The organism is Streptomyces sp. NPDC057438, from assembly GCF_042802995.1.
Classification (GTDB): domain Bacteria; phylum Actinomycetota; class Actinomycetes; order Streptomycetales; family Streptomycetaceae; genus Streptomyces.
In genome coordinates this window covers 20,022-37,355 of record NZ_JBHVDD010000021.1, presented here as the reverse complement: position 1 = coordinate 37,355, position 17,334 = coordinate 20,022, and the positions used below count along the sequence as shown (strand labels likewise).

Genomic DNA, 17,334 nt, shown 5'->3' with positions numbered 1-17,334 from the left:
TGCCGGGCACCGGCGTGCACGGACGTGATCCCCGGCGGCCGGAGGGCCGGTCGCCGGGCGGCCGTCAGCGCAACCGCTCGGCGAAGAACTCGGCCGCAGCGCCGGCCACCCGGTCGAAGGCCGGACGGGCCTTGTACGCGTCGAAGTGGCCGGCGGGCACGGTCAGCAGCCGCTTCGGCTCCCGGGCCCGCGCGTAGGCGCCGAGCTGCGGGTCCGGCGGGCACTCCTTCCGCGAGCGGTACGGGTCACGCCCCGCGAGGTGCAAGCGGCCGGCGCGGGAGAACCGGTGCGCGAACAGGGGGGCTAACCCCAGTGCCGGGCGGCCCCCGGGTCCCTAACGTGAACGGCATGACCGGTATGGACGCTCGTGACACCCAGCTCGGGGACACCGAGCTGAAGAAGGAACTCGCCGCGACCCTGCACGCCCGCCGAGAGCTGGGCGAGGACTACGAGTCGGCGCTCGTCGACTCGTTCCTGGAGAAGGTCGACCAGCGCATCGACGGGGCGGTGGACCGCAGGGTCCGGCGTCAGGTGGCGGAGCAGCAGATGGTGGTGGCCCGCGGCAGCCGCGCTCCCAGGTCGACCGACAGCTGGGGTGAACGCTACGGCTTCGGCGTCGTCTCCCTCGTCGTGGCCATCCCCCTGTCCGGCATCGGCGGCGGCGTGGCCGACTTCCGGGGCCTGTTCGTCACCTGGGCGGGCATCGTGGGCGTGAACCTGGCCTGGGCCCTGCGCGGTTCGTCGGCCCTGCGCCGACGCGGCCGCACGAGCGAGGACACGGACTGACAGCCGCGACCCGGACCGGGCTGGAGTGGCAGGTGGGGCCGGAGTGACCGGCACCGGATTCGCGGAGGTGTGCGCGGGGACCGCCGCACCCCCGTGTGACGGGGGGCGGGACGACGGCGGTCCCCGCGGAGGACGCGGGCCGGGTCAGGACCGGGCTTGCGCGTCCGTGGCGTCCGTGGAGGTCCGGGAGCCGCTCCGGAGGTCCTTGACGCCGTTTCGTCGTCGGCCGGGGCGGGGAGCCGCTCCCGCCCTGCCGACACCCACCAATGTGCCGGACCCGTGTTAAGCGAGTGCTGCGTGGACGTGACGCCCTCGTACCACTTCTGCGAAGTCAAACCCCTGCCTCGCAACAATTTTCGACGCAGGGGGCCTTTTACGGGCATTTCGTCTCCGTGACGCGCGTCCGGCAAGGCCGCCGCCGGCGCTCCCGCCGCTACACCCCGCCCTTGGCGAGGAACGCGAGCAGGTCCTGCCGGCTGACGACACCGGTCGGCTTGCCCTCGACCAGCACGATCGCCGCGTCCGCCGTACCGAGCACGGACATCAGGTCGCCCACCGGCTCTCCGGAGCCGACCTGCGGCAGCGGCGCCGACATGTGCTTCTCCAGCGGGTCGTCGAGCGAGGCGCGCTGGGTGAACAGCGCGTCCAGCAGCTCCCGTTCGACGACGGACCCGACCACCTCCGCGGCCATGACGTCCGGGTGCCCGGCGCCCGGCTTCACGATCGGCATCTGCGAGACGCCGTACTCGCGCAGCACCTCGATGGCCTGGCCGACCGTCTCGTCCGGGTGCATGTGGACGAGGGAGGGGATGGCCCCGTGCACCTTGTCGTTCAGGACGTCGGCGACGCGCGCGCTCGGGCCCTCGTCCTCCAGGAAGCCGTAGTCGGCCATCCACTCGTCGTTGAAGATCTTGCTGAGGTAGCCGCGCCCGCTGTCGGGCAGCAGGACGACCACGACGTCGTCCGGGCCGAGCCGCTCGGCGACCTCCAGCGCGGCGACGACCGCCATGCCGCAGGAGCCGCCCACGAGCAGGCCCTCCTCCTTGGCGAGGCGGCGGGTCATCTGGAAGGAGTCCTTGTCGGACACGGCGACGATCTCGTCGGCGACGGTCCGGTCGTAGGCGGTCGGCCAGAAGTCCTCACCGACGCCCTCGACGAGGTACGGCCGCCCGGAGCCGCCGGAGTACACGGACCCCTCGGGATCGGCGCCGATGACCTGGACGCGGCCGTCGCTGACGTCCTTCAGGTAGCGGCCGGTGCCGGAGATGGTGCCGCCGGTGCCCACGCCCGCCACGAAGTGCGTGATCCGCCCCTCCGTCTGCTCCCACAGCTCAGGGCCGGTCGAGTGGTAGTGGGAGAGCGGGTTGTTGGGGTTGGAGTACTGGTCCGGCTTCCAGGCCCCGGGGGTCTCCCGCACCAGCCGGTCGGAGACGTTGTAGTACGAGTCGGGGTGCTCGGGGGCGACCGCGGTGGGGCAGACGACGACCTCGGCGCCGTAGGCCCGGAGCACGTTGATCTTGTCGGTGCTCACCTTGTCGGGGCACACGAAGATGCACTTGTACCCCTTCTGCTGGGCCACGATGGCGAGCCCCACGCCGGTGTTTCCGCTGGTGGGCTCGACGATCGTGCCGCCGGGCTGCAGCTCGCCGCTTTTCTCCGCCGCCTCGATCATGCGCAGCGCGATGCGGTCCTTCACGGAACCGCCGGGGTTGAAGTACTCGACCTTGGCCAGGACGGTCGCCTGAATGCCCTCGGTCACGCTGTTGAGCCTCAGCAGCGGGGTGTTGCCGACGAGGCTGATCATCGAGTCGTGAAATTGCACCGTTGTCTCCGGAGCCGCAAAAAGGGATGGTCGTAATGTTCCGCCAGCCTAAGCCCCACTCTCACTCTTCTCCTCCCTGTTCACCCGCCGTCGGGATTGGCCGAGGGCCGGTACGGGGCAAGGAGTGGGTACGGGAACGAGGAGGTGGCGGCGACGCATGACGAGCATGTCGAGAGCACGGGTGGCCCGCCGCATCGCGGCGGGCGCGGCGTACGGCGGGGGCGGCATCGGGCTGCTGGGCGCCGCCGCCGTGGGTGTGCTGCTGGCCGAGGTACGGATGGCCAAGCGGGTCGTGGGCAACGGGCACAGCCCGCACCCTCCGAGCGCGGAGGGTGTGTACGGTCACACGCACGGCAGCCGGTACGGCCGCGCCTACGGCTACGACTCGTACGGCAGTTCGTACGACGCCCCTGACGATCCCCCGATCCGTCTCGTCATGCTCGGCGACTCCACCGCCGCCGGCCAGGGCGTCCACCGGTCCCGGCAGACCCCGGGGGCGCTGATCGCCTCGGGCCTCGCGGCCGTCGCGGAGCGGCCGGTGCTGCTGCGCAACGTCGCGCTGCCGGGCGCCCAGTCCGACGACCTCGACCGGCAGGTCTCGCTGGTCCTGGAGGATCCGGACCTGGTCCCCGACGTGTGCGTGATCATGATCGGGGCGAACGACGTGACCCACCGGATGCCGCCGACCCGCTCGGTGCGCCACCTCTCGGCGGCCGTGCGGCGGTTGCGGACCGCCGGGGCCGAGGTGGTGGTGGGCACCTGTCCCGACCTCGGCACCATCGAGCTGGTGCAGCAGCCGTTGCGCTGGCTCGCCCGCCGGGCCTCGCGGCAGCTGGCGGCGGCCCAGACGATCGGGACCGTCGAGCAGGGCGGCCGCACCGTGTCGCTGGGCGACCTGCTCGGCCCCGAGTTCGAACAGAACCCCCGGGAGCTGTTCGGCCCCGACAACTACCACCCCTCCGCCGAGGGCTACGCGACCGCCGCGATGGCCGTCCTGCCGACGGTCTGCGCGGCGCTGGGTCTGTGGCCGGCGGACGAGGAGCGACCGGACGTCAGCCGCCGCGAGGGCTTCCTGCCGGTGGCGCGGGCCGCCGCCGAAGCCGCGTCCGAGCCCGGCACCGAGGTGACGGCCGCGATGCCGACGGGGCCGCGTGGCCCCTGGGCCCTGCTCAAGCGGCGGCGCCGGCGGCGGGTTCCGGCCACCGACCCGGCGCCGACCGCTTCCGCGGAGGCGCAGCCGGGCGCCTCGTAGCTCGGGAGTTCCCGTGGAATCGCGCGACGAGCCCCCACCGGACCCGCGCCCACCCACGCATCCGCACCCCCGGCTCACTAGGTGCCCCACCTAAAAAAAGCAAGCGCTTAGAAAAGTGCGGTCGGCGTCACACCCGACTACCCGTGACCCCGCCCATACGTACGGGTAACTTCCCCCACAGCCCTGCTTTCCGTCGCATGCCCATGGAGCCGTGATGCCCGAAGCCGTGATCGTCTCAGCCGCCCGCTCCCCCATCGGCCGCGCTTTCAAGGGCTCGCTGAAGGATCTGCGCCCGGACGACCTGACCGCCACGATCGTCGCCGCCGCCCTCGCGAAGGTTCCCGAGCTGGACCCGAAGGACATCGACGACCTGATGCTCGGCTGCGGCCTCCCCGGCGGCGAGCAGGGCCACAACCTGGGCCGTATCGTCGCCGTCCAGCTGGGCATGGACCACCTGCCGGGCTGCACCGTCACCCGTTACTGCTCCTCCTCGCTCCAGACGTCCCGGATGGCCCTGCACGCCATCAAGGCCGGCGAGGGCGACGTCTTCGTCTCGGCGGGCGTGGAGGTCGTCAGCAGCACCGCGCGCGGCTCCAGCGACATCCCCACCGCCCGCAACCCCCTCTTCACCGAGGCCGAGGCCCGCACGGAGGCCGTCTCCAAGTCGGTCGGCGCCTCCTGGCACGACCCGCGCGAGGACGGTCTGCTCCCCGACCCGTACATCGCGATGGGGCAGACCGCCGAGAACCTGGCCCGCCAGTGGGGCGTGACCCGCGCGGACATGGACGAGTTCGGCGTCCGCTCGCAGAACCTCGCCGAGGAGGCCATCGGCAAGGGCTTCTGGGAGCGCGAGATCACCCCGGTGACGCTGCCCGACGGCACGGTCGTCAGCAAGGACGACGGCCCGCGCGCCGGGGTCACCCTGGAGGCCGTGCAGGGCCTGAAGCCGGTCTTCCGCGAGGACGGCCTGGTCACCGCCGGCAACTGCTGCCCGCTGAACGACGGCGCCGCCGCCCTCGTGATCATGTCGGACACCAAGGCCCGCGAGCTGGGTCTGACCCCGCTCGCCCGGATCGTCTCCACCGGCGTCTCCGGCCTCTCCCCCGAGATCATGGGCTACGGCCCGGTGGAGGCGTCGAAGCAGGCCCTGTCCCGTGCGGGCCTCACCGTCGGCGACATCGACCTGTTCGAGATCAACGAGGCCTTCGCCGCCCAGGTGATCCCCTCCTACCGCGACCTGGACATCCCGCTGGACAAGCTGAACGTGAACGGCGGCGCCATCGCCGTCGGCCACCCCTTCGGCATGACCGGCGCCCGCATCACCGGCACGCTCATCAACTCCCTGCAGTTCCACGACAAGCAGTTCGGCCTGGAGACGATGTGCGTCGGCGGCGGTCAGGGCATGGCGATGGTCATCGAGCGCCTCAGCTGACCCGCCGCCCGCACGCGGAGCGGTGACTGTTCGAACGCGCTCCGCGATGCCATGGCCCGGAGTCCCGATTTTCCGGGGCCTCCGGGCCGTTTTGTGATCCAATCTCCCCCAGGATGTGACCTATCTCCCTTCGGAGAGGGATCTACGCAGGTCAGAGTCGTTTCACTACCAAACATCGGGCCCAGATTCCTGCCCGATTCGTGACGTTACGCACTGACAGCTGGTTAGTCCGCCCTTCAAGCTGATGTAGGAAGTCGGGGGTCGACTTTGAACCGGGAGTACGTCAGTGAGCGCTATGCCGATCGCCTTGCTGCTCACCACGGCCGCCACCGCGGCCGTGGGCGTCGCCGTCCTGCGCACCCTCACGGGGCTGCGCCGACAGGTCACCGCCCTGCGCGCCGAGCTGGCCGAGAGCCGGGCCGCCGGGGTGCGGGCGCCGGTACCGGCCGCCCGGCCGGCCGCCGACACCGAGGAGATACGCGCCGCCGTCGCCGAGGCACTCGCCGAGGAGCGGGAGCGTGAGCTGGCCGAGGCGAGGGCCTTCTGGGCCGCCCAGGAGTCCCGTGACGTCTCCGACGCGCCCTCCCTGCTGGGGCTGCCCGACAGCGACCTGTTCATGCCCCGGCAGTCCGACTTCGCGGGTCTGGAGCACCTGGAGCCGGTGATCGAGGCCAGTCTGGAGGGCGACGAGTTCGCCCCGGACTCGGCCGAGCTGGCCGCCGCCCGCCGCCGGCACCCCTCGCACCCCGACTTCGTGCCGGTGCAGTCGCCCGTCACCAGCGACCACGAGCGCACGGTCGCCTGCCTGGAGGACCTCGCCGCCTCCCGCACCGAGCTGGCCGACGTCCGCCCGGGCCCCCTCGGCACCCTCGACGTCTACGTCTTCGCCGACGGCACCACGCTCTGTATGACCCCCGGCCACCGCGAGACCGCCGAACGCCTGGCCTCGGCCCTGCAGACCGGTGACACCCCGGTCCTCCTGGGCGGCTCGGGCATCTCGGGCGGCTACACGCTCACCTTCGAGTGCGGCGAGGACATGGTCTACATCCTGGCGGACCGGGTGATCGCGTCGCTGTAGAGGCCGCTGCCGCGCCCCGGGCTCACACCCCGGCCCGGCGCTGCGCCTCCTCCACCAGCGCCACGGCCTCCGCCACCGCGCCCTCGTCGCCGAGCACCAGCGCGAGGTCGTTCCCGGCGACCATGACCTGATCGGCCGCCGCGAACATCCCCACGTCCGGCATCTCCCGGGCGTCCGTGCCCGGCGCCTCCAGCCGCTGGGCACGCCGTGCCATCTCCCTGGCCAGCGCCAGCGCCTCCGCGGCGGCCCCCCGCTGCAGCCGGCTCTGCGGGGCGGCCCGCAGCCGGTCGGCGAAATGATCCACGGCACGGGTCAACGGTGTCGTATCAAGCACGCCGCGAGAGTACGCGCCTTCACCGGACTGTTGCCAACAGCCCGCCACTCAGGCAACGTGACCTGAAGGACCGGCTTACATTCCCTTTCGTCCGGAGGCGCCGATGTCCCAAGTCTTCTCCGAGGAGACCCACCGCAACCTGCTCGCCCGCATCCCTCACTGCACCGGTCGTGAAGTCTCCGACTGGCTCCGCAAAGTCGACGACGGCCCCGCTCTCCACAATTTCGAGGAGAAGGTCAGCTGGCTCCGGCACGAGTACGACCTCGCGTACGGACACGCCAAAGCGATCATTCACGAGTACGACCTGAGGAGGGCCGCGCGGAAGCTCCGCTGAATCCGCCGAGAACCTACGAAGGGCCCCCGAACCGTGAGGTTCGGGGGCCCTTCACCACGAGGGGGCCGGGAGCATCAACGGCTCCCGGGGGTCACTCCTAGTCGTCGCCGCTGAAGATGGCGACCAGGCGGAGCATCTCGACGTAGATCCACACGAGGGTCATGGTCAGGCCGAACGCGGCCAGCCAGGCCTCCTCGCGCGGGGCGCCGTAGGCGATGCCGTCCTCGATCTGCTTGAAGTCCAGGGTCAGGAAGAACGCGCCGAGGAGGATCGCGAGGATGCCGACGATGGCGCCGAGCGGGCCCATGCTGCGCAGCCCGCCGTCCGGGGCGAGCCCGAAGACGACGAGGAGCAGGTTGACCGCCATGACCAGGACGAACGCGATCGCGATGGTCATACCGATGCGGGCGTACCGCGCGGTGACCCGGATCCAGCCCGCCTTGTAGACCAGCAGCGTGGCGCCGGAGACGGCCATCGTGCCGAGCACCGCCTGGAAGGGCGCGCCGCTCCACCGGCTGTTGAACATCTCGCTGAACACGCCGAGGAAGACACCCTCGAAGGCGGCGTACGTCAGGATCAGCGCGGGCGAGGCCTTGCGCTTGAACGACTGCACCATCGCCAGGACGAAGGCGATGAGCGCGGCGCCGATGGCCAGGCCGTAACTCGTGGGCGACACCGGCAGAAGGGCCCAGGCGAGGGCCGCGCCGACGACGACCGTGCCGAGCGTCATGGCCGAGCGCATGACGACGTCGTCCATGGTCATGGCGCCCGTGCGGGCCGGAGCCTGCGGCGGGACGCCGTGCTGTACGTCCTGCTGGGCGTACGGGTTCGTCGCGTACGGGTTGCCGCCCTGCTGGGCGTAGGGGTTGCCCTGGGTGCCGACAGCTGCTCCCCCGGCCTGCGGCGCGGTGTTGAAGCCCGCGTGGCCGTTGTCGCGGCTGAACCCCCGTCGCGAGAAGACCGGGTTGCTGCTCCTCATTTCACTCCTCCATGGCCACCCTGCGTGGCCTTGGCTCAAGAGTAATAGGTAGGCAAAGGATTGACTCTACTGCTTGGGGAGGATCTTTCCCTGCCATGTCCTCGAACACGCTACGCGTCTCCGCGATTCCCCGCGCCACACCTCACCACCCCTGACCAACCCGGTACGAGTCCGCGATCATCCGGAGACCGAGCACGACGGCGCCCACACCGTCACGCGCCTCCCGGGGCGCGGCTCGCCCAAGGGCGGCATGTGAGAGTGTGGGCGTAAATGTTCGAGTTTGGTCGGAGGTGCCCGGAACCGGACTTGAACCGGTACGCCCGCGAGGGGCAGCGAGGTTTAAGCTCGCCGTGTCTGCATTCCACCATCCGGGCAGGCCATGGGCTCCGCGCTGAGCTTCCGAGACTATCGGGAGGCTTCCCCCGAACAGTCGCCCGGCGGACCGATGTTGTCTTATTTTATTGACGTCTGAGGGTGCATCAGCCCACGGAACACGCCATCCGCACTTGCCAATAGCCTTCCCGACGGCCCGACCGGGCGTATGCGGAATGACGGAATTTCACCGCCCGAACGAGCGCCCCGACGAGGACACGCGCGGTGACGCGGCGGCTCTCGTCGGTCATCGCGGCCCCGCGAGGGGATCTGACGGTCCCTCGAATCGGACAGGAAGCCTCAGCGCGCCGTTCACGGCGGCCCAGGCGCACACCGGCGGTCCCGGCGGCCCGCTCTCCCGGCGGACACCGCCGTCATCCCCAGGTATGACGCACCGCCCGCCCGTCCCCCGGAAGTCTGCCCCCGGAACCAGGACAGCGGCTGACTACACGGCGCCCTCGCGTCGGGACGATGGAGACATCCCACGAAGCGACCGGCTTCCGGCACGCCGCGCCGCACGACCAGGCGCGCCTCCGGCCGTCCCTCCGGCGCCCCGACCGTCACCGCCCGCAAGGAGCTCCCACTCGTGACCACCACTCCCCTCGCCGACCGGGCCACCGTCGTGGCCGCCCGCGCCACGGAACTGTCGAAGGTCTACGGACAGGGCGAGACCCGGGTGGTCGCGCTGGACCAGGTCTCCATCGACTTCCGGCAGGCCCAGTTCACCGCGATCATGGGCCCCTCGGGCTCCGGCAAGTCCACGTTGATGCACTGCGTGGCGGGCCTGGACACCTTCTCCTCCGGCTCCGTCCGCATCGGCGACACCGAGCTGGGCTCGCTGAAGGACAAGCAGCTCACCAAGTTGCGCCGGGACAAGATCGGCTTCATCTTCCAGGCGTTCAACCTGCTGCCGACGCTGACGGCGCTGGAGAACATCACCCTCCCGATGGACATCGCGGGCCGCCGGCCGGACAAGCAGTGGCTGGACACCGTGATCGGCATGGTGGGCCTCGCCGACCGGCTGAGCCACCGCCCCGCCCAGCTCTCCGGCGGACAGCAGCAGCGCGTGGCCGTGGCCCGAGCGCTCGCCTCCCGCCCGGACATCATCTTCGGCGACGAGCCGACCGGGAACCTCGACTCGCGTTCGGGCGCCGAGGTGCTGGGCTTCCTGCGCAACTCCGTACGGGAGTTGGGGCAGACCGTGGTGATGGTGACCCACGACCCGGTGGCCGCGGCCTACGCGGACCGGGTCGTCTTCCTCGCCGACGGACGTCTCGTGGACGAGATCCACGAGCCGACGGCGGACTCCGTCCTGGACCGCATGAAGCAGTTCGACAGCAAGGGCCGTACGAGCTAGGGCAGTTCGGCGAGTCCGTCCGTCCGGCGGACGCGCGCTCGTCCACCCTTCACCCTCACCACCCCTCCGACCCCTGACAGGGACCCCACTCATGTTCCGTACCGCCCTGCGCAACGTGCTCTCGCACAAGGCCAGGCTTCTCATGACCGTGCTCGCGGTGATGCTCGGCGTCGCCTTCGTGTCGGGCACGCTGGTCTTCACGAACACCATCTCGGACGCGTTGCAGAGGAGTTCGGCCAAGGGCTTCGACCATGTGGACGTCGCGGTCCAGTCGGGGTACCGGCCGGACGAGGGCGACACCGTCGCCGAGCAGCCGAAGCTGACGCCGGGGCTGCTGAAGAAGATCGAGGGGGTCCCCGGCGCCGAGTCGGCGATCGGTGTGGTGAGCGGGTTCGCCGCCCTCGCCGACAAGGACGGCAAGCTGATCGGCGGCGGCTTCCAGTCGCAGGGCGGGAACTTCTGGGGGACGGACGATCCCCGCTATCCGATCGAGGACGGCGCCGCGCCCCGGGGCGCGGACGAGGTCGCCATCGACGCCCGGACCGCGAAGCGGGCCGGGTACGAGGTGGGCGACACCATCCGGATGTCCGTCGACGGCCCGGTCCTCACCCCCACCGTCAGCGGGATCTTCACGACGGACGACGGCAACGTCGCGGCCGGCGGCAGCCTCGCCCTGTTCGACACGGCGACCGCGCAGAAGCTGTTCCACGACGAGGGCGAGTACGACGAGATCACCGTGACCGCGGCGGCCGGCACCAGCCAGAACCAGCTGCGGCAGGCCATCGACAAGGTCCTCCCCGAGGACACCGCGTCCACCATCACCGGACGGCAGCTCGCCGACCAGCAGGCCACGCAGATCGCCGCCCAGATGAGCGGCATGAAGAACGCGCTGCTGGTCTTCGCCGGGATCGCCCTGTTCGTGGGCACGTTCATCATCGCCAACACCTTCACGATGCTCGTCGCCCAGCGCACCAAGGAACTGGCGCTGCTGCGCGCCGTCGGCGCCTCCCGCCGCCAGGTGACGCGGTCCGTGCTGATCGAGGCGTTCGTGGTGGGCCTGGTCGCCGCGGTCACCGGCCTCGCCGCCGGTGTCGGCATCGGCGCCGGGATGCGGGCCCTGATCAGCACCCTCGGCGAGACCGTCCCGGACGGCCCGCTGGTGGTCTCCCCCGGCACGGTCGCCACCGCCCTGCTGGTCGGCGTGCTGATCACCATGGTGGCCGCCTGGCTGCCGGGCCGCCGCGCCGCGAAGATCCCGCCGGTCGCCGCGATGAGCAGCGTCCACGCGAAGGCCACGGCCAAGTCCCTCGTCGTACGGAACACCCTCGGCGCGCTGCTGGCGGGCGCGGGCGTGGCCACCGTCCTGTACGCCACCACGATGGAGGGCTCGGACGGCCAGGCCCCGATGGGGATCGGCGCGGTCCTGCTGATCATCGGTGTCTTCGTCCTGACCCCTCTCCTGTCCCGCCCGCTGATCGCGGCCGCGGCACCCCTCATGCGCGTCTTCGGGATCTCCGGCAAGCTCGCCCGGCAGAACTCCGTGCGCAATCCGCGCCGCACCGCCGCGACCGCCTCGGCGCTGATGATCGGCCTGACGCTGATCACCGGGATGACGGTGACGGCCGGAAGTCTGCAGCAGGCCATCGCCAGGATGGCCGCCGACGCGATCAAGGCGGACTACGTCGTCTCGATGACCAGCGGCAGCTACCTCTCCCCCGACGTGGAGAAGAAGCTGTCCGCCGCCGAGGGCGTCACCGCCGTGTCGCCGCTGCGCAACGCCGAGTCCCGTATCGGGGACGAGACCGAGTACCTGACGGGTGTCAACGGCGCGGCCATCGGCAAGGTCACCGATCTGCCCGTGGACGAGGGCACGTTCAAGGTCGGCGGCGCGGACGTGGTCGTGGACGCGGACACCGCCGCCCGGCGCGGCTGGAAGGCCGGCTCGGAGTTCACGGCCGGTTTCGAGGGCGGCGAGAAGCAGAAGCTGACGGTCTCCGGGGTCTACGAGAGCAACGAACTGATCCGGGGCATCCTGCTGGACAACGCCACGCTGACCGAGCGGCTGCCGGCCTCCGCCGACCCGGCCGACATGATGGTCATGGTCAAGACCTCGGCGGGCGCCTCCGACACCACCAAGGACCGGCTGGAGAAAGCCCTGGGCGACAACCCGGCGATCAAGGTCCAGAGCGGGCAGGACCTCTCCGACGACATCGCGCAGATGTTCACGCTGATGCTGAACATGCTCTACGGCCTGCTGGCCATGGCCGTGATCGTCGCCGTCCTCGGTGTCATCAACACCCTGGCCATGTCGGTCTTCGAGCGGTCGCAGGAGATCGGCATGCTCCGCGCGATCGGTCTCGACCGGCGGGGCATCAAGCGGATGGTCCGTCTGGAGTCGCTCGTCATCTCCCTCTTCGGCGGTGTCCTCGGCATCGGTCTCGGCGTCTTCTTCGGCTGGGCCGCCGGCGAACTCCTCGCCAGCCGGATGCCGACGTACGAACTGGTGCTGCCCTGGGCCCGGATGGCCGTCTTCCTCCTGCTCGCCGCCACGGTCGGCATCCTGGCCGCGCTGTGGCCGGCCCGCCGCGCGGCGAAGCTCAACATGCTGGCGGCGATCAAGTCGGAGTAGCCGCGCGGGAGCGGTGACTCAAGACGAGGGGCCCCGTTCCGGTGCGGAACGGGGCCCCTCGCGCGTGCCCGTACGGCCGCTCACGCCCCTGTACGGGGAGTCAGGCTCCCCAGGTCCGCGCCCTGAGCGGCAGCCCCGAGGCGCCCCCTTCCGGGGGCCGTACGGCCAGGACCTGGTTGACGCCGAGCCGGTTGCGTTCGAAGCCGAGGGCGCAGGCGGCCATGTAGAGGCGCCAGACGCGGGCGCGGCCGGGACCGACGAGGGCGACCGCCCGGACCCAGCCCGCTTCGAGACGGGCGACCCACGCGCGCAGGGTGAGGGCGTAGTGCTCGCGGAGGGACTCCACGTCCCGGACCTCGAACCCGGCGCGTTCGAGCTGGGTGACGGTGGTGCCGATCGGGGCGAGTTCGCCGTCCGGGAAGACGTAGGCGTCGATGAAGCCGTCGAGGGAGTAGGCGCTCTCGTCGTGCTGCGGACGGCGTGCGATCTGGTGGTTGAGCAGCCGTCCGCCGGGGGCGAGGAGCCGGTACAGGTCCCTGGCGTACTCCAGGTACCGGTCGGCGCCGACGTGTTCGGCCATGCCGATGGAGGAGATCGCGTCGTAGGGCCCGTCGAGCACGTCGCGGTAGTCCTGGACGCGGATCTCGACGCGGTCGGTCAGGCCCTCCTCGGCGACACGCTTACGGGCGTACGCGGCCTGTTCCTGGGAGAGGGTGACGCCGACGACCTGGACGCCGTACTCCCGGGCCGCGTGCACGGCCAGGGAACCCCAGCCGCAGCCCACGTCGAGGAGCCGCGTGCCCGGGACCAGGGCGAGTTTGCGGCAGACGAGGTCGAGCTTGTCGTGCTGGGCGGCTTCGAGGGTGGCGTCGGGGGCCGGCCAGTAGGCGCAGGAGTACACCATCGACGGGCCGAGGACGAGCTCGTAGAAGTCGTTGCCCACGTCGTAGTGGTGGCTGACGGCCCGTCTGTCGGTGCGCCTGGTGTGCCGGTGGCGGGAGCGGACCTCCTCGCGGGGCGGTGCGGGCGGGACCAGGACGGCGGGGCCGGCCAGCTTCAGCAGGCCCGTGACGGCCGCGCGGACCTCCGGGTCGCGCAGGGCCCGGCCGAGGCTCCGGGCGTCCTCGTCCCGCTCCCACACATGGGCGGCCACCAGGTCCAGTACGGCGTAGAGGTCCCCTTCGACGCCGAGGTCACCGGCGACCCAGGCGCGGGCCAGGCCCAGTTCGCCCGGCTTCCACAGCAGCCGGCGCAGGGCCCTGCGGTTGCGCACCACCAGGGCGGGGGCCTCCGGTGGGCCTGCCGTCGAGCCGTCCCAGGCCCGCAGCCGGACCGGGAGCGGCTCTCCCGACAGCTGCTCGAACAGGTTCTTCAGCCGCGACGCGGCGTCCTGCATGGCGCACACCTCCGTGACAGGAGATCCCGGAATGTCCAACGCCACGGTAATCACCTGCGGGGCTGTGCCGTATTCCCGCGGGGAGGTGTGTTCTTCGGGTGCGGGTGAGTGAGGGCTTCTCGCGCACCCGCGCCCGCACCCCCAAGCTCCCCCCACGCACCCCGAAGGGCCCCCCGCACCACGGATGGCGGGAGGCCCTTCGGATGACACCAGAGGTCAGGACGCCTTGGCCTTCTCCGCGGTCTTGCTCGCGGCGGCGACCGGCGCGGGCGCCGGCTTGGCGGCCTCGTAGAACTCCTCGCGAGGAGTCTCGATGGCGCCCAGGGAGACCACCTCACGCTTGAGGAACATCGCGAGGGTCCAGTCCGCGAAGACACGGATCTTCCGGTTCCACGTCGGCATCGCGAGGCCGTGGTAGCCGCGGTGCATGTACCACGCCAGACGGCCCTTGAGCTTGATCTTCATCTTGCCCATGACGATCATCGCGACACCCTTGTGGAGGCCGAGGCCCGCCACCGCACCCTTGTTGGAGTGCGCGTACTCCTTCTGCGGGAAGCCCCGCATGCCGGAGACCACGTTGTCGCCGAGGACCTTGGCCTGCCGCAGCGCGTGCTGCGCGTTCGGCGGGCACCAGGCGTTCTCGACGCCGGCCTTGCGGGCGGCGACGTCCGGGACCTGGGCGTTGTCGCCCGCGGCCCAGATGTAGTCGGTGCCGGTGACCTGGAGGGTCGGCGAGGCGTCCACGTGGCCGCGGGGGCCGAGGGGGAGGCCGTAGCGCGAGAGGACCGGGTTCGGCTTGACGCCGGCGGTCCAGACGATCGTGTTGGAGTCGACCTCCAGGCCGTTCTTCAGCACGACGTGGCCGTCGACGCAGGAGTCCATGGAGGTGTTGAGGTAGACCTCGACCCCACGGCCCTCCAGGTGCTCCTTGCCGTAGCTGCCGAGCTTCGGGCCGACCTCGGGGAGGATCTTGTCGGCGGCGTCGACGAGCACGAAGCGCATGTCCTCACGGGACACGTTCTTGTAGTACTTCGCGGCGTCGCGGGCCATGTCCTCGACCTCGCCGATGGTCTCCGCGCCGGCGAAGCCACCGCCCACGAAGACGAAGGTCAGCGCCTTGCGGCGGACGTCCTCGTCGGTCGTGGAGTCGGCCTTGTCGAGCTGCTCCAGCACGTGGTTGCGCAGGCCGATGGCCTCCTCGATGCCCTTCATGCCGATGCCCTGCTCGGCGAGGCCGGGGATCGGGAAGGTGCGGGAGACCGCGCCGAGCGCGATCACCAGGTAGTCGAAGGGCAGCTCGTACGCCTCGCCGACCAGCGGGGCGATCGAGGCGACCTTGCGGTCCTGGTCGATGGTGGTGACCCGACCGGTGAGGACCTCCGCCTTCGGCAGCACGCGTCGCAGCGGGACGACGACGTGCCGGGGGGAGATGCTGCCGGCGGCGGCTTCGGGGAGGAAGGGCTGGTAGGTCATGTACGACCGGGGGTCGACGACCGTGACGGTCGCCTCGCCGTAGCGCATCTTCTTGAGGATGCGCCGAGCTGCGTACAGGCCTACGTACCCACCGCCTACTACGAGGATCCTGGGACGCTCCGTGGTGCTCATGCCATCGAGTATGTACCCGCCATCCGGGGGTCGCTCGTGCGCCCCTTCACAAGCTTCCTCGCCCCCTCTGCTACACTGCGCGACCCCGTTGGCCGGACCCGCGGCCCACCAGGGAACCGGCTGGTGGGTTTGACCGATGTCAAGGCCGCGTGAACTGCCGTTCCGGTCTCCCGAGGGCCCTGGACCACCCTTCGCTTTCACACGGACGAGACCCCCGCGAAAACCCCTCGGGTACGCCCTGTTGACCCCTCGGAGCCCCCCAACGCTCTGCGGGAGCTCAAAACATCGCTCAACAGGGCCGATTCTCTTGTGAAGAACTTCACGAAGTTTCCCGGCGGACGGTTGCCGAGGGGCGCCGGAGCACCCCTCGGGCGCGCTCATACGTTATCCGAACAGCTCAAGCGAGGCTACTGGCGAGTAGTAAAACAGGTGCGCGGCCCGCCCGAGAGTCAGGCGACGGACCAGGCGATTCCGTCCAGAATGTCGTGTTCGCTGACCACGACCTCCGCCGCGCCGGTCCGCTCCATGATCGAGAGCAGGACCAGGGCGCCCGCGGCGATCACGTCCACGCGCCCCGGATGCATCGACGGCACCGCCTGCCGCTCGGCGTGCGTCGACCGCAGCAGCCACTCGGTGATCTCGCGGACGCGGTCGTGGGAGACCCGGGAGTGGTGAATGGCCGCCGAGTCGTACGCGGGCAGGTCCTGGGCGATCGCGGAGATGGTCGTCACCGAGCCGGCTAGCCCGACGAGAGTCCGCGCCTCCCGCAGCGGGACGTCCCGCTCGGCGAGGTCGAGGGCCGCTTCGATGTCGGCGCGGATCGCGGCGATCTGCTCCGGCCCGGGAGGATCGACGACGGCCCCGTCCCGGACGAGGTGCCGCTCGGTCAGCCGTACGCAGCCGATGTCCACGGAACGGGCTCCGCGCACGTGGTCGTCCCCGACGACGAACTCGGTGGAGCCGCCCCCGATGTCCACGACCAGGTAGGGCCGGGCCAGATCGGTGCGCCCCGTCAGCTCCTTGGTGGCGCCGGTGAACGAGAACTCGGCCTCCTGGTCGCCGGAGATCACCTCGGGCTCGACGCCGAGGATGTCGAACACCCCACGCACGAACTCGTCCCGGTTCTCGGCGTCCCGGGAGGCGGAGGTGGCCACGAAGCGGACCCGTTCGGCACCCAGCTCCTTGATGAGGGCCGCGTACTCCCGGCAGGCCGCGAAGGTCCGCTCCAGCGCCTCGGGCGCCAGCCGACCCGTACGGTCCACGCCCTGGCCGAGCCGGACGATGGTCATCCGCCGGTCCAGCTCGACGAGCTCACCGGTGGCCGGGTCGCAATCGGCGACGAGCAGCCTGATGGAGTTCGTACCGCAGTCGACGGCGGCGACCCGGGTCACTGGCCGTCCTCCTTCGTCGGCTCCGGCGCGGGCACCACGCACGGGCCCTTCGCCCACCACTCCGGCAGCATCGCGATCGCCTCGTCGCCCAGCGGGTTGACGCCCGGACCGGCCGCCAGCGAGTGTCCGACGAGGACGTGCAGGCACTTCACCCGGTCCGGCATGCCGCCGGCGCTCGGGAAGCCCTCCAGGACCTCGATCTCGTCGCGGCGGGCGATGTAGTCCTCGTGCGCGGCCCGGTAGGCGGCGGCCAGTTCGGGATCCGTCGCCAGCCGCTGCGTCATCTCCTTCATCACGCCGTTGGCCTCCAGCGTGCCGATCGCCGAGGCCGCGCGCGGGCACGTCAGGTAGTACGTCGTGGGGAAGGGCGTGCCGTCCGGCAGGCGCGGAGCCGTCTCGACGACGTCCGGCTGCCCGCACGGACAGCGGTGCGCGATCGCGCGGAGGCCGCGCGGGGGGCGCCCGAGCTGCTGCTGGAACGCCTCGACGTCGGCGTCGGTCGGCTCGGTGCGCTCAGTGGTCGGCGGAGGGGTCTGCATAACCTGCTACTCAAGTCCTCGGTGTGGC

At 71.0% G+C, this 17,334-nt stretch carries 15 protein-coding genes and 1 tRNA gene; 7 read left to right on the top strand and 9 right to left on the bottom strand.

The window, feature by feature from the left end; genetic code table 11:
• Positions 1-64: 64 nt before the first annotated feature.
• The gene (locus ACFU5F_RS14705; protein WP_383886806.1) at positions 65-265 is read right to left on the bottom strand and encodes a hypothetical protein; all 201 of its coding nucleotides are present in this window, start codon (positions 263-265) and stop codon (positions 65-67) included.
• Positions 266-348: 83 nt separating this feature from the next.
• Here ACFU5F_RS14705 and ACFU5F_RS14700 point away from each other — a divergent pair, with 83 nt between their 5' ends.
• Positions 349-786, top strand: coding sequence for a hypothetical protein (locus tag ACFU5F_RS14700; protein WP_383886804.1), 438 nt, complete (start codon positions 349-351; stop codon positions 784-786).
• 433 nt (positions 787-1,219) lie between these two features.
• Here the strand turns inward: ACFU5F_RS14700 and ACFU5F_RS14695 are convergent, their stop codons facing one another.
• The gene (locus tag ACFU5F_RS14695) at positions 1,220-2,608 is read right to left on the bottom strand and encodes a cystathionine beta-synthase (protein ID WP_383886803.1); all 1,389 of its coding nucleotides are present in this window, start codon (positions 2,606-2,608) and stop codon (positions 1,220-1,222) included.
• Between the two features lie 157 nt (positions 2,609-2,765).
• Between ACFU5F_RS14695 and ACFU5F_RS14690 the strand changes: the two genes are divergently transcribed.
• The 3 genes from ACFU5F_RS14690 to ACFU5F_RS14680 all read left to right on the top strand — a co-directional run bounded on the left by ACFU5F_RS14690 (position 2,766) and on the right by ACFU5F_RS14680 (position 6,370).
• Positions 2,766-3,860 (top strand): SGNH/GDSL hydrolase family protein, encoded by a 1,095-nt coding sequence (locus ACFU5F_RS14690; protein ID WP_383886801.1) that lies wholly within the window; start codon positions 2,766-2,768, stop codon positions 3,858-3,860.
• 214 nt (positions 3,861-4,074) lie between these two features.
• Positions 4,075-5,292, top strand: a complete 1,218-nt coding sequence (locus tag ACFU5F_RS14685) for an acetyl-CoA C-acetyltransferase (RefSeq protein ID WP_383886799.1) — start codon at positions 4,075-4,077, stop codon at positions 5,290-5,292.
• Between the two features lie 295 nt (positions 5,293-5,587).
• On the top strand, positions 5,588-6,370 hold the full coding sequence (locus tag ACFU5F_RS14680) for a hypothetical protein (RefSeq protein ID WP_383886903.1): 783 nt from the start codon (positions 5,588-5,590) through the stop codon (positions 6,368-6,370).
• A gap of 22 nt (positions 6,371-6,392) precedes the next feature.
• On the opposite strand, the gene ACFU5F_RS14675 is transcribed toward ACFU5F_RS14680, so the two are convergent.
• Positions 6,393-6,704, bottom strand: a complete 312-nt coding sequence (locus tag ACFU5F_RS14675) for a hypothetical protein (protein ID WP_173402906.1) — start codon at positions 6,702-6,704, stop codon at positions 6,393-6,395.
• A gap of 103 nt (positions 6,705-6,807) precedes the next feature.
• Here ACFU5F_RS14675 and ACFU5F_RS14670 point away from each other — a divergent pair, with 103 nt between their 5' ends.
• A complete protein-coding gene (locus tag ACFU5F_RS14670; RefSeq protein ID WP_013003062.1) occupies positions 6,808-7,038 on the top strand; it encodes a DUF4287 domain-containing protein in 231 nt (76 codons plus the stop codon).
• 97 nt (positions 7,039-7,135) lie between these two features.
• Here the strand turns inward: ACFU5F_RS14670 and ACFU5F_RS14665 are convergent, their stop codons facing one another.
• Positions 7,136-8,017 (bottom strand): Bax inhibitor-1/YccA family protein, encoded by an 882-nt coding sequence (locus tag ACFU5F_RS14665; protein ID WP_383886796.1) that lies wholly within the window; start codon positions 8,015-8,017, stop codon positions 7,136-7,138.
• A 291-nt stretch (positions 8,018-8,308) separates the two neighbouring features.
• Positions 8,309-8,391 (bottom strand) — tRNA-Leu (locus tag ACFU5F_RS14660).
• A gap of 584 nt (positions 8,392-8,975) precedes the next feature.
• Here ACFU5F_RS14660 and ACFU5F_RS14655 point away from each other — a divergent pair.
• Positions 8,976-9,746, top strand: coding sequence for an ABC transporter ATP-binding protein (locus ACFU5F_RS14655; RefSeq protein ID WP_383886794.1), 771 nt, complete (start codon positions 8,976-8,978; stop codon positions 9,744-9,746).
• A gap of 91 nt (positions 9,747-9,837) precedes the next feature.
• Positions 9,838-12,375 (top strand): ABC transporter permease, encoded by a 2,538-nt coding sequence (locus ACFU5F_RS14650; RefSeq protein ID WP_383886792.1) that lies wholly within the window; start codon positions 9,838-9,840, stop codon positions 12,373-12,375.
• Positions 12,376-12,475: 100 nt separating this feature from the next.
• Here ACFU5F_RS14650 and ACFU5F_RS14645 read toward each other — a convergent pair whose 3' ends face one another.
• The 4 genes from ACFU5F_RS14645 to ACFU5F_RS14630 form a co-directional block, all read right to left on the bottom strand.
• Positions 12,476-13,771: a class I SAM-dependent methyltransferase gene (locus ACFU5F_RS14645; protein WP_383886790.1), complete on the bottom strand. Its 1,296-nt coding sequence runs from the start codon at positions 13,769-13,771 to the stop codon at positions 12,476-12,478.
• A gap of 216 nt (positions 13,772-13,987) precedes the next feature.
• Positions 13,988-15,376, bottom strand: a complete 1,389-nt coding sequence (locus ACFU5F_RS14640) for an NAD(P)/FAD-dependent oxidoreductase (protein ID WP_383886788.1) — start codon at positions 15,374-15,376, stop codon at positions 13,988-13,990.
• A 449-nt stretch (positions 15,377-15,825) separates the two neighbouring features.
• Positions 15,826-16,767, bottom strand: coding sequence for an exopolyphosphatase (locus tag ACFU5F_RS14635; RefSeq protein WP_383886786.1), 942 nt, complete (start codon positions 16,765-16,767; stop codon positions 15,826-15,828).
• Entirely contained in the window at positions 16,764-17,306 is a 543-nt protein-coding gene (locus tag ACFU5F_RS14630) for a DUF501 domain-containing protein (protein WP_383886784.1), read from the bottom strand. The genes ACFU5F_RS14635 and ACFU5F_RS14630 overlap by 4 nt, the downstream gene beginning before the upstream one ends.
• Between the last annotated feature and the right edge of the window lie 28 nt (positions 17,307-17,334).

Coding starts and splice junctions, on each gene's coding strand:
- ACFU5F_RS14685 (WP_383886799.1), top strand. CDS start 4,075: ATGCCCGAAGCCGTGATCGTCTCAGCCGCCCGCTCCCCCATCGGCCGC.
- ACFU5F_RS14650 (WP_383886792.1), top strand. CDS start 9,838: ATGTTCCGTACCGCCCTGCGCAACGTGCTCTCGCACAAGGCCAGGCTT.
- ACFU5F_RS14645 (WP_383886790.1), bottom strand. CDS start 13,771: ATGCAGGACGCCGCGTCGCGGCTGAAGAACCTGTTCGAGCAGCTGTCG.
- ACFU5F_RS14690 (WP_383886801.1), top strand. CDS start 2,766: ATGACGAGCATGTCGAGAGCACGGGTGGCCCGCCGCATCGCGGCGGGC.
- ACFU5F_RS14680 (WP_383886903.1), top strand. CDS start 5,588: ATGCCGATCGCCTTGCTGCTCACCACGGCCGCCACCGCGGCCGTGGGC.
- ACFU5F_RS14665 (WP_383886796.1), bottom strand. CDS start 8,017: ATGAGGAGCAGCAACCCGGTCTTCTCGCGACGGGGGTTCAGCCGCGAC.
- ACFU5F_RS14700 (WP_383886804.1), top strand. CDS start 349: ATGACCGGTATGGACGCTCGTGACACCCAGCTCGGGGACACCGAGCTG.
- ACFU5F_RS14630 (WP_383886784.1), bottom strand. CDS start 17,306: ATGCAGACCCCTCCGCCGACCACTGAGCGCACCGAGCCGACCGACGCC.
- ACFU5F_RS14640 (WP_383886788.1), bottom strand. CDS start 15,376: ATGAGCACCACGGAGCGTCCCAGGATCCTCGTAGTAGGCGGTGGGTAC.
- ACFU5F_RS14670 (WP_013003062.1), top strand. CDS start 6,808: ATGTCCCAAGTCTTCTCCGAGGAGACCCACCGCAACCTGCTCGCCCGC.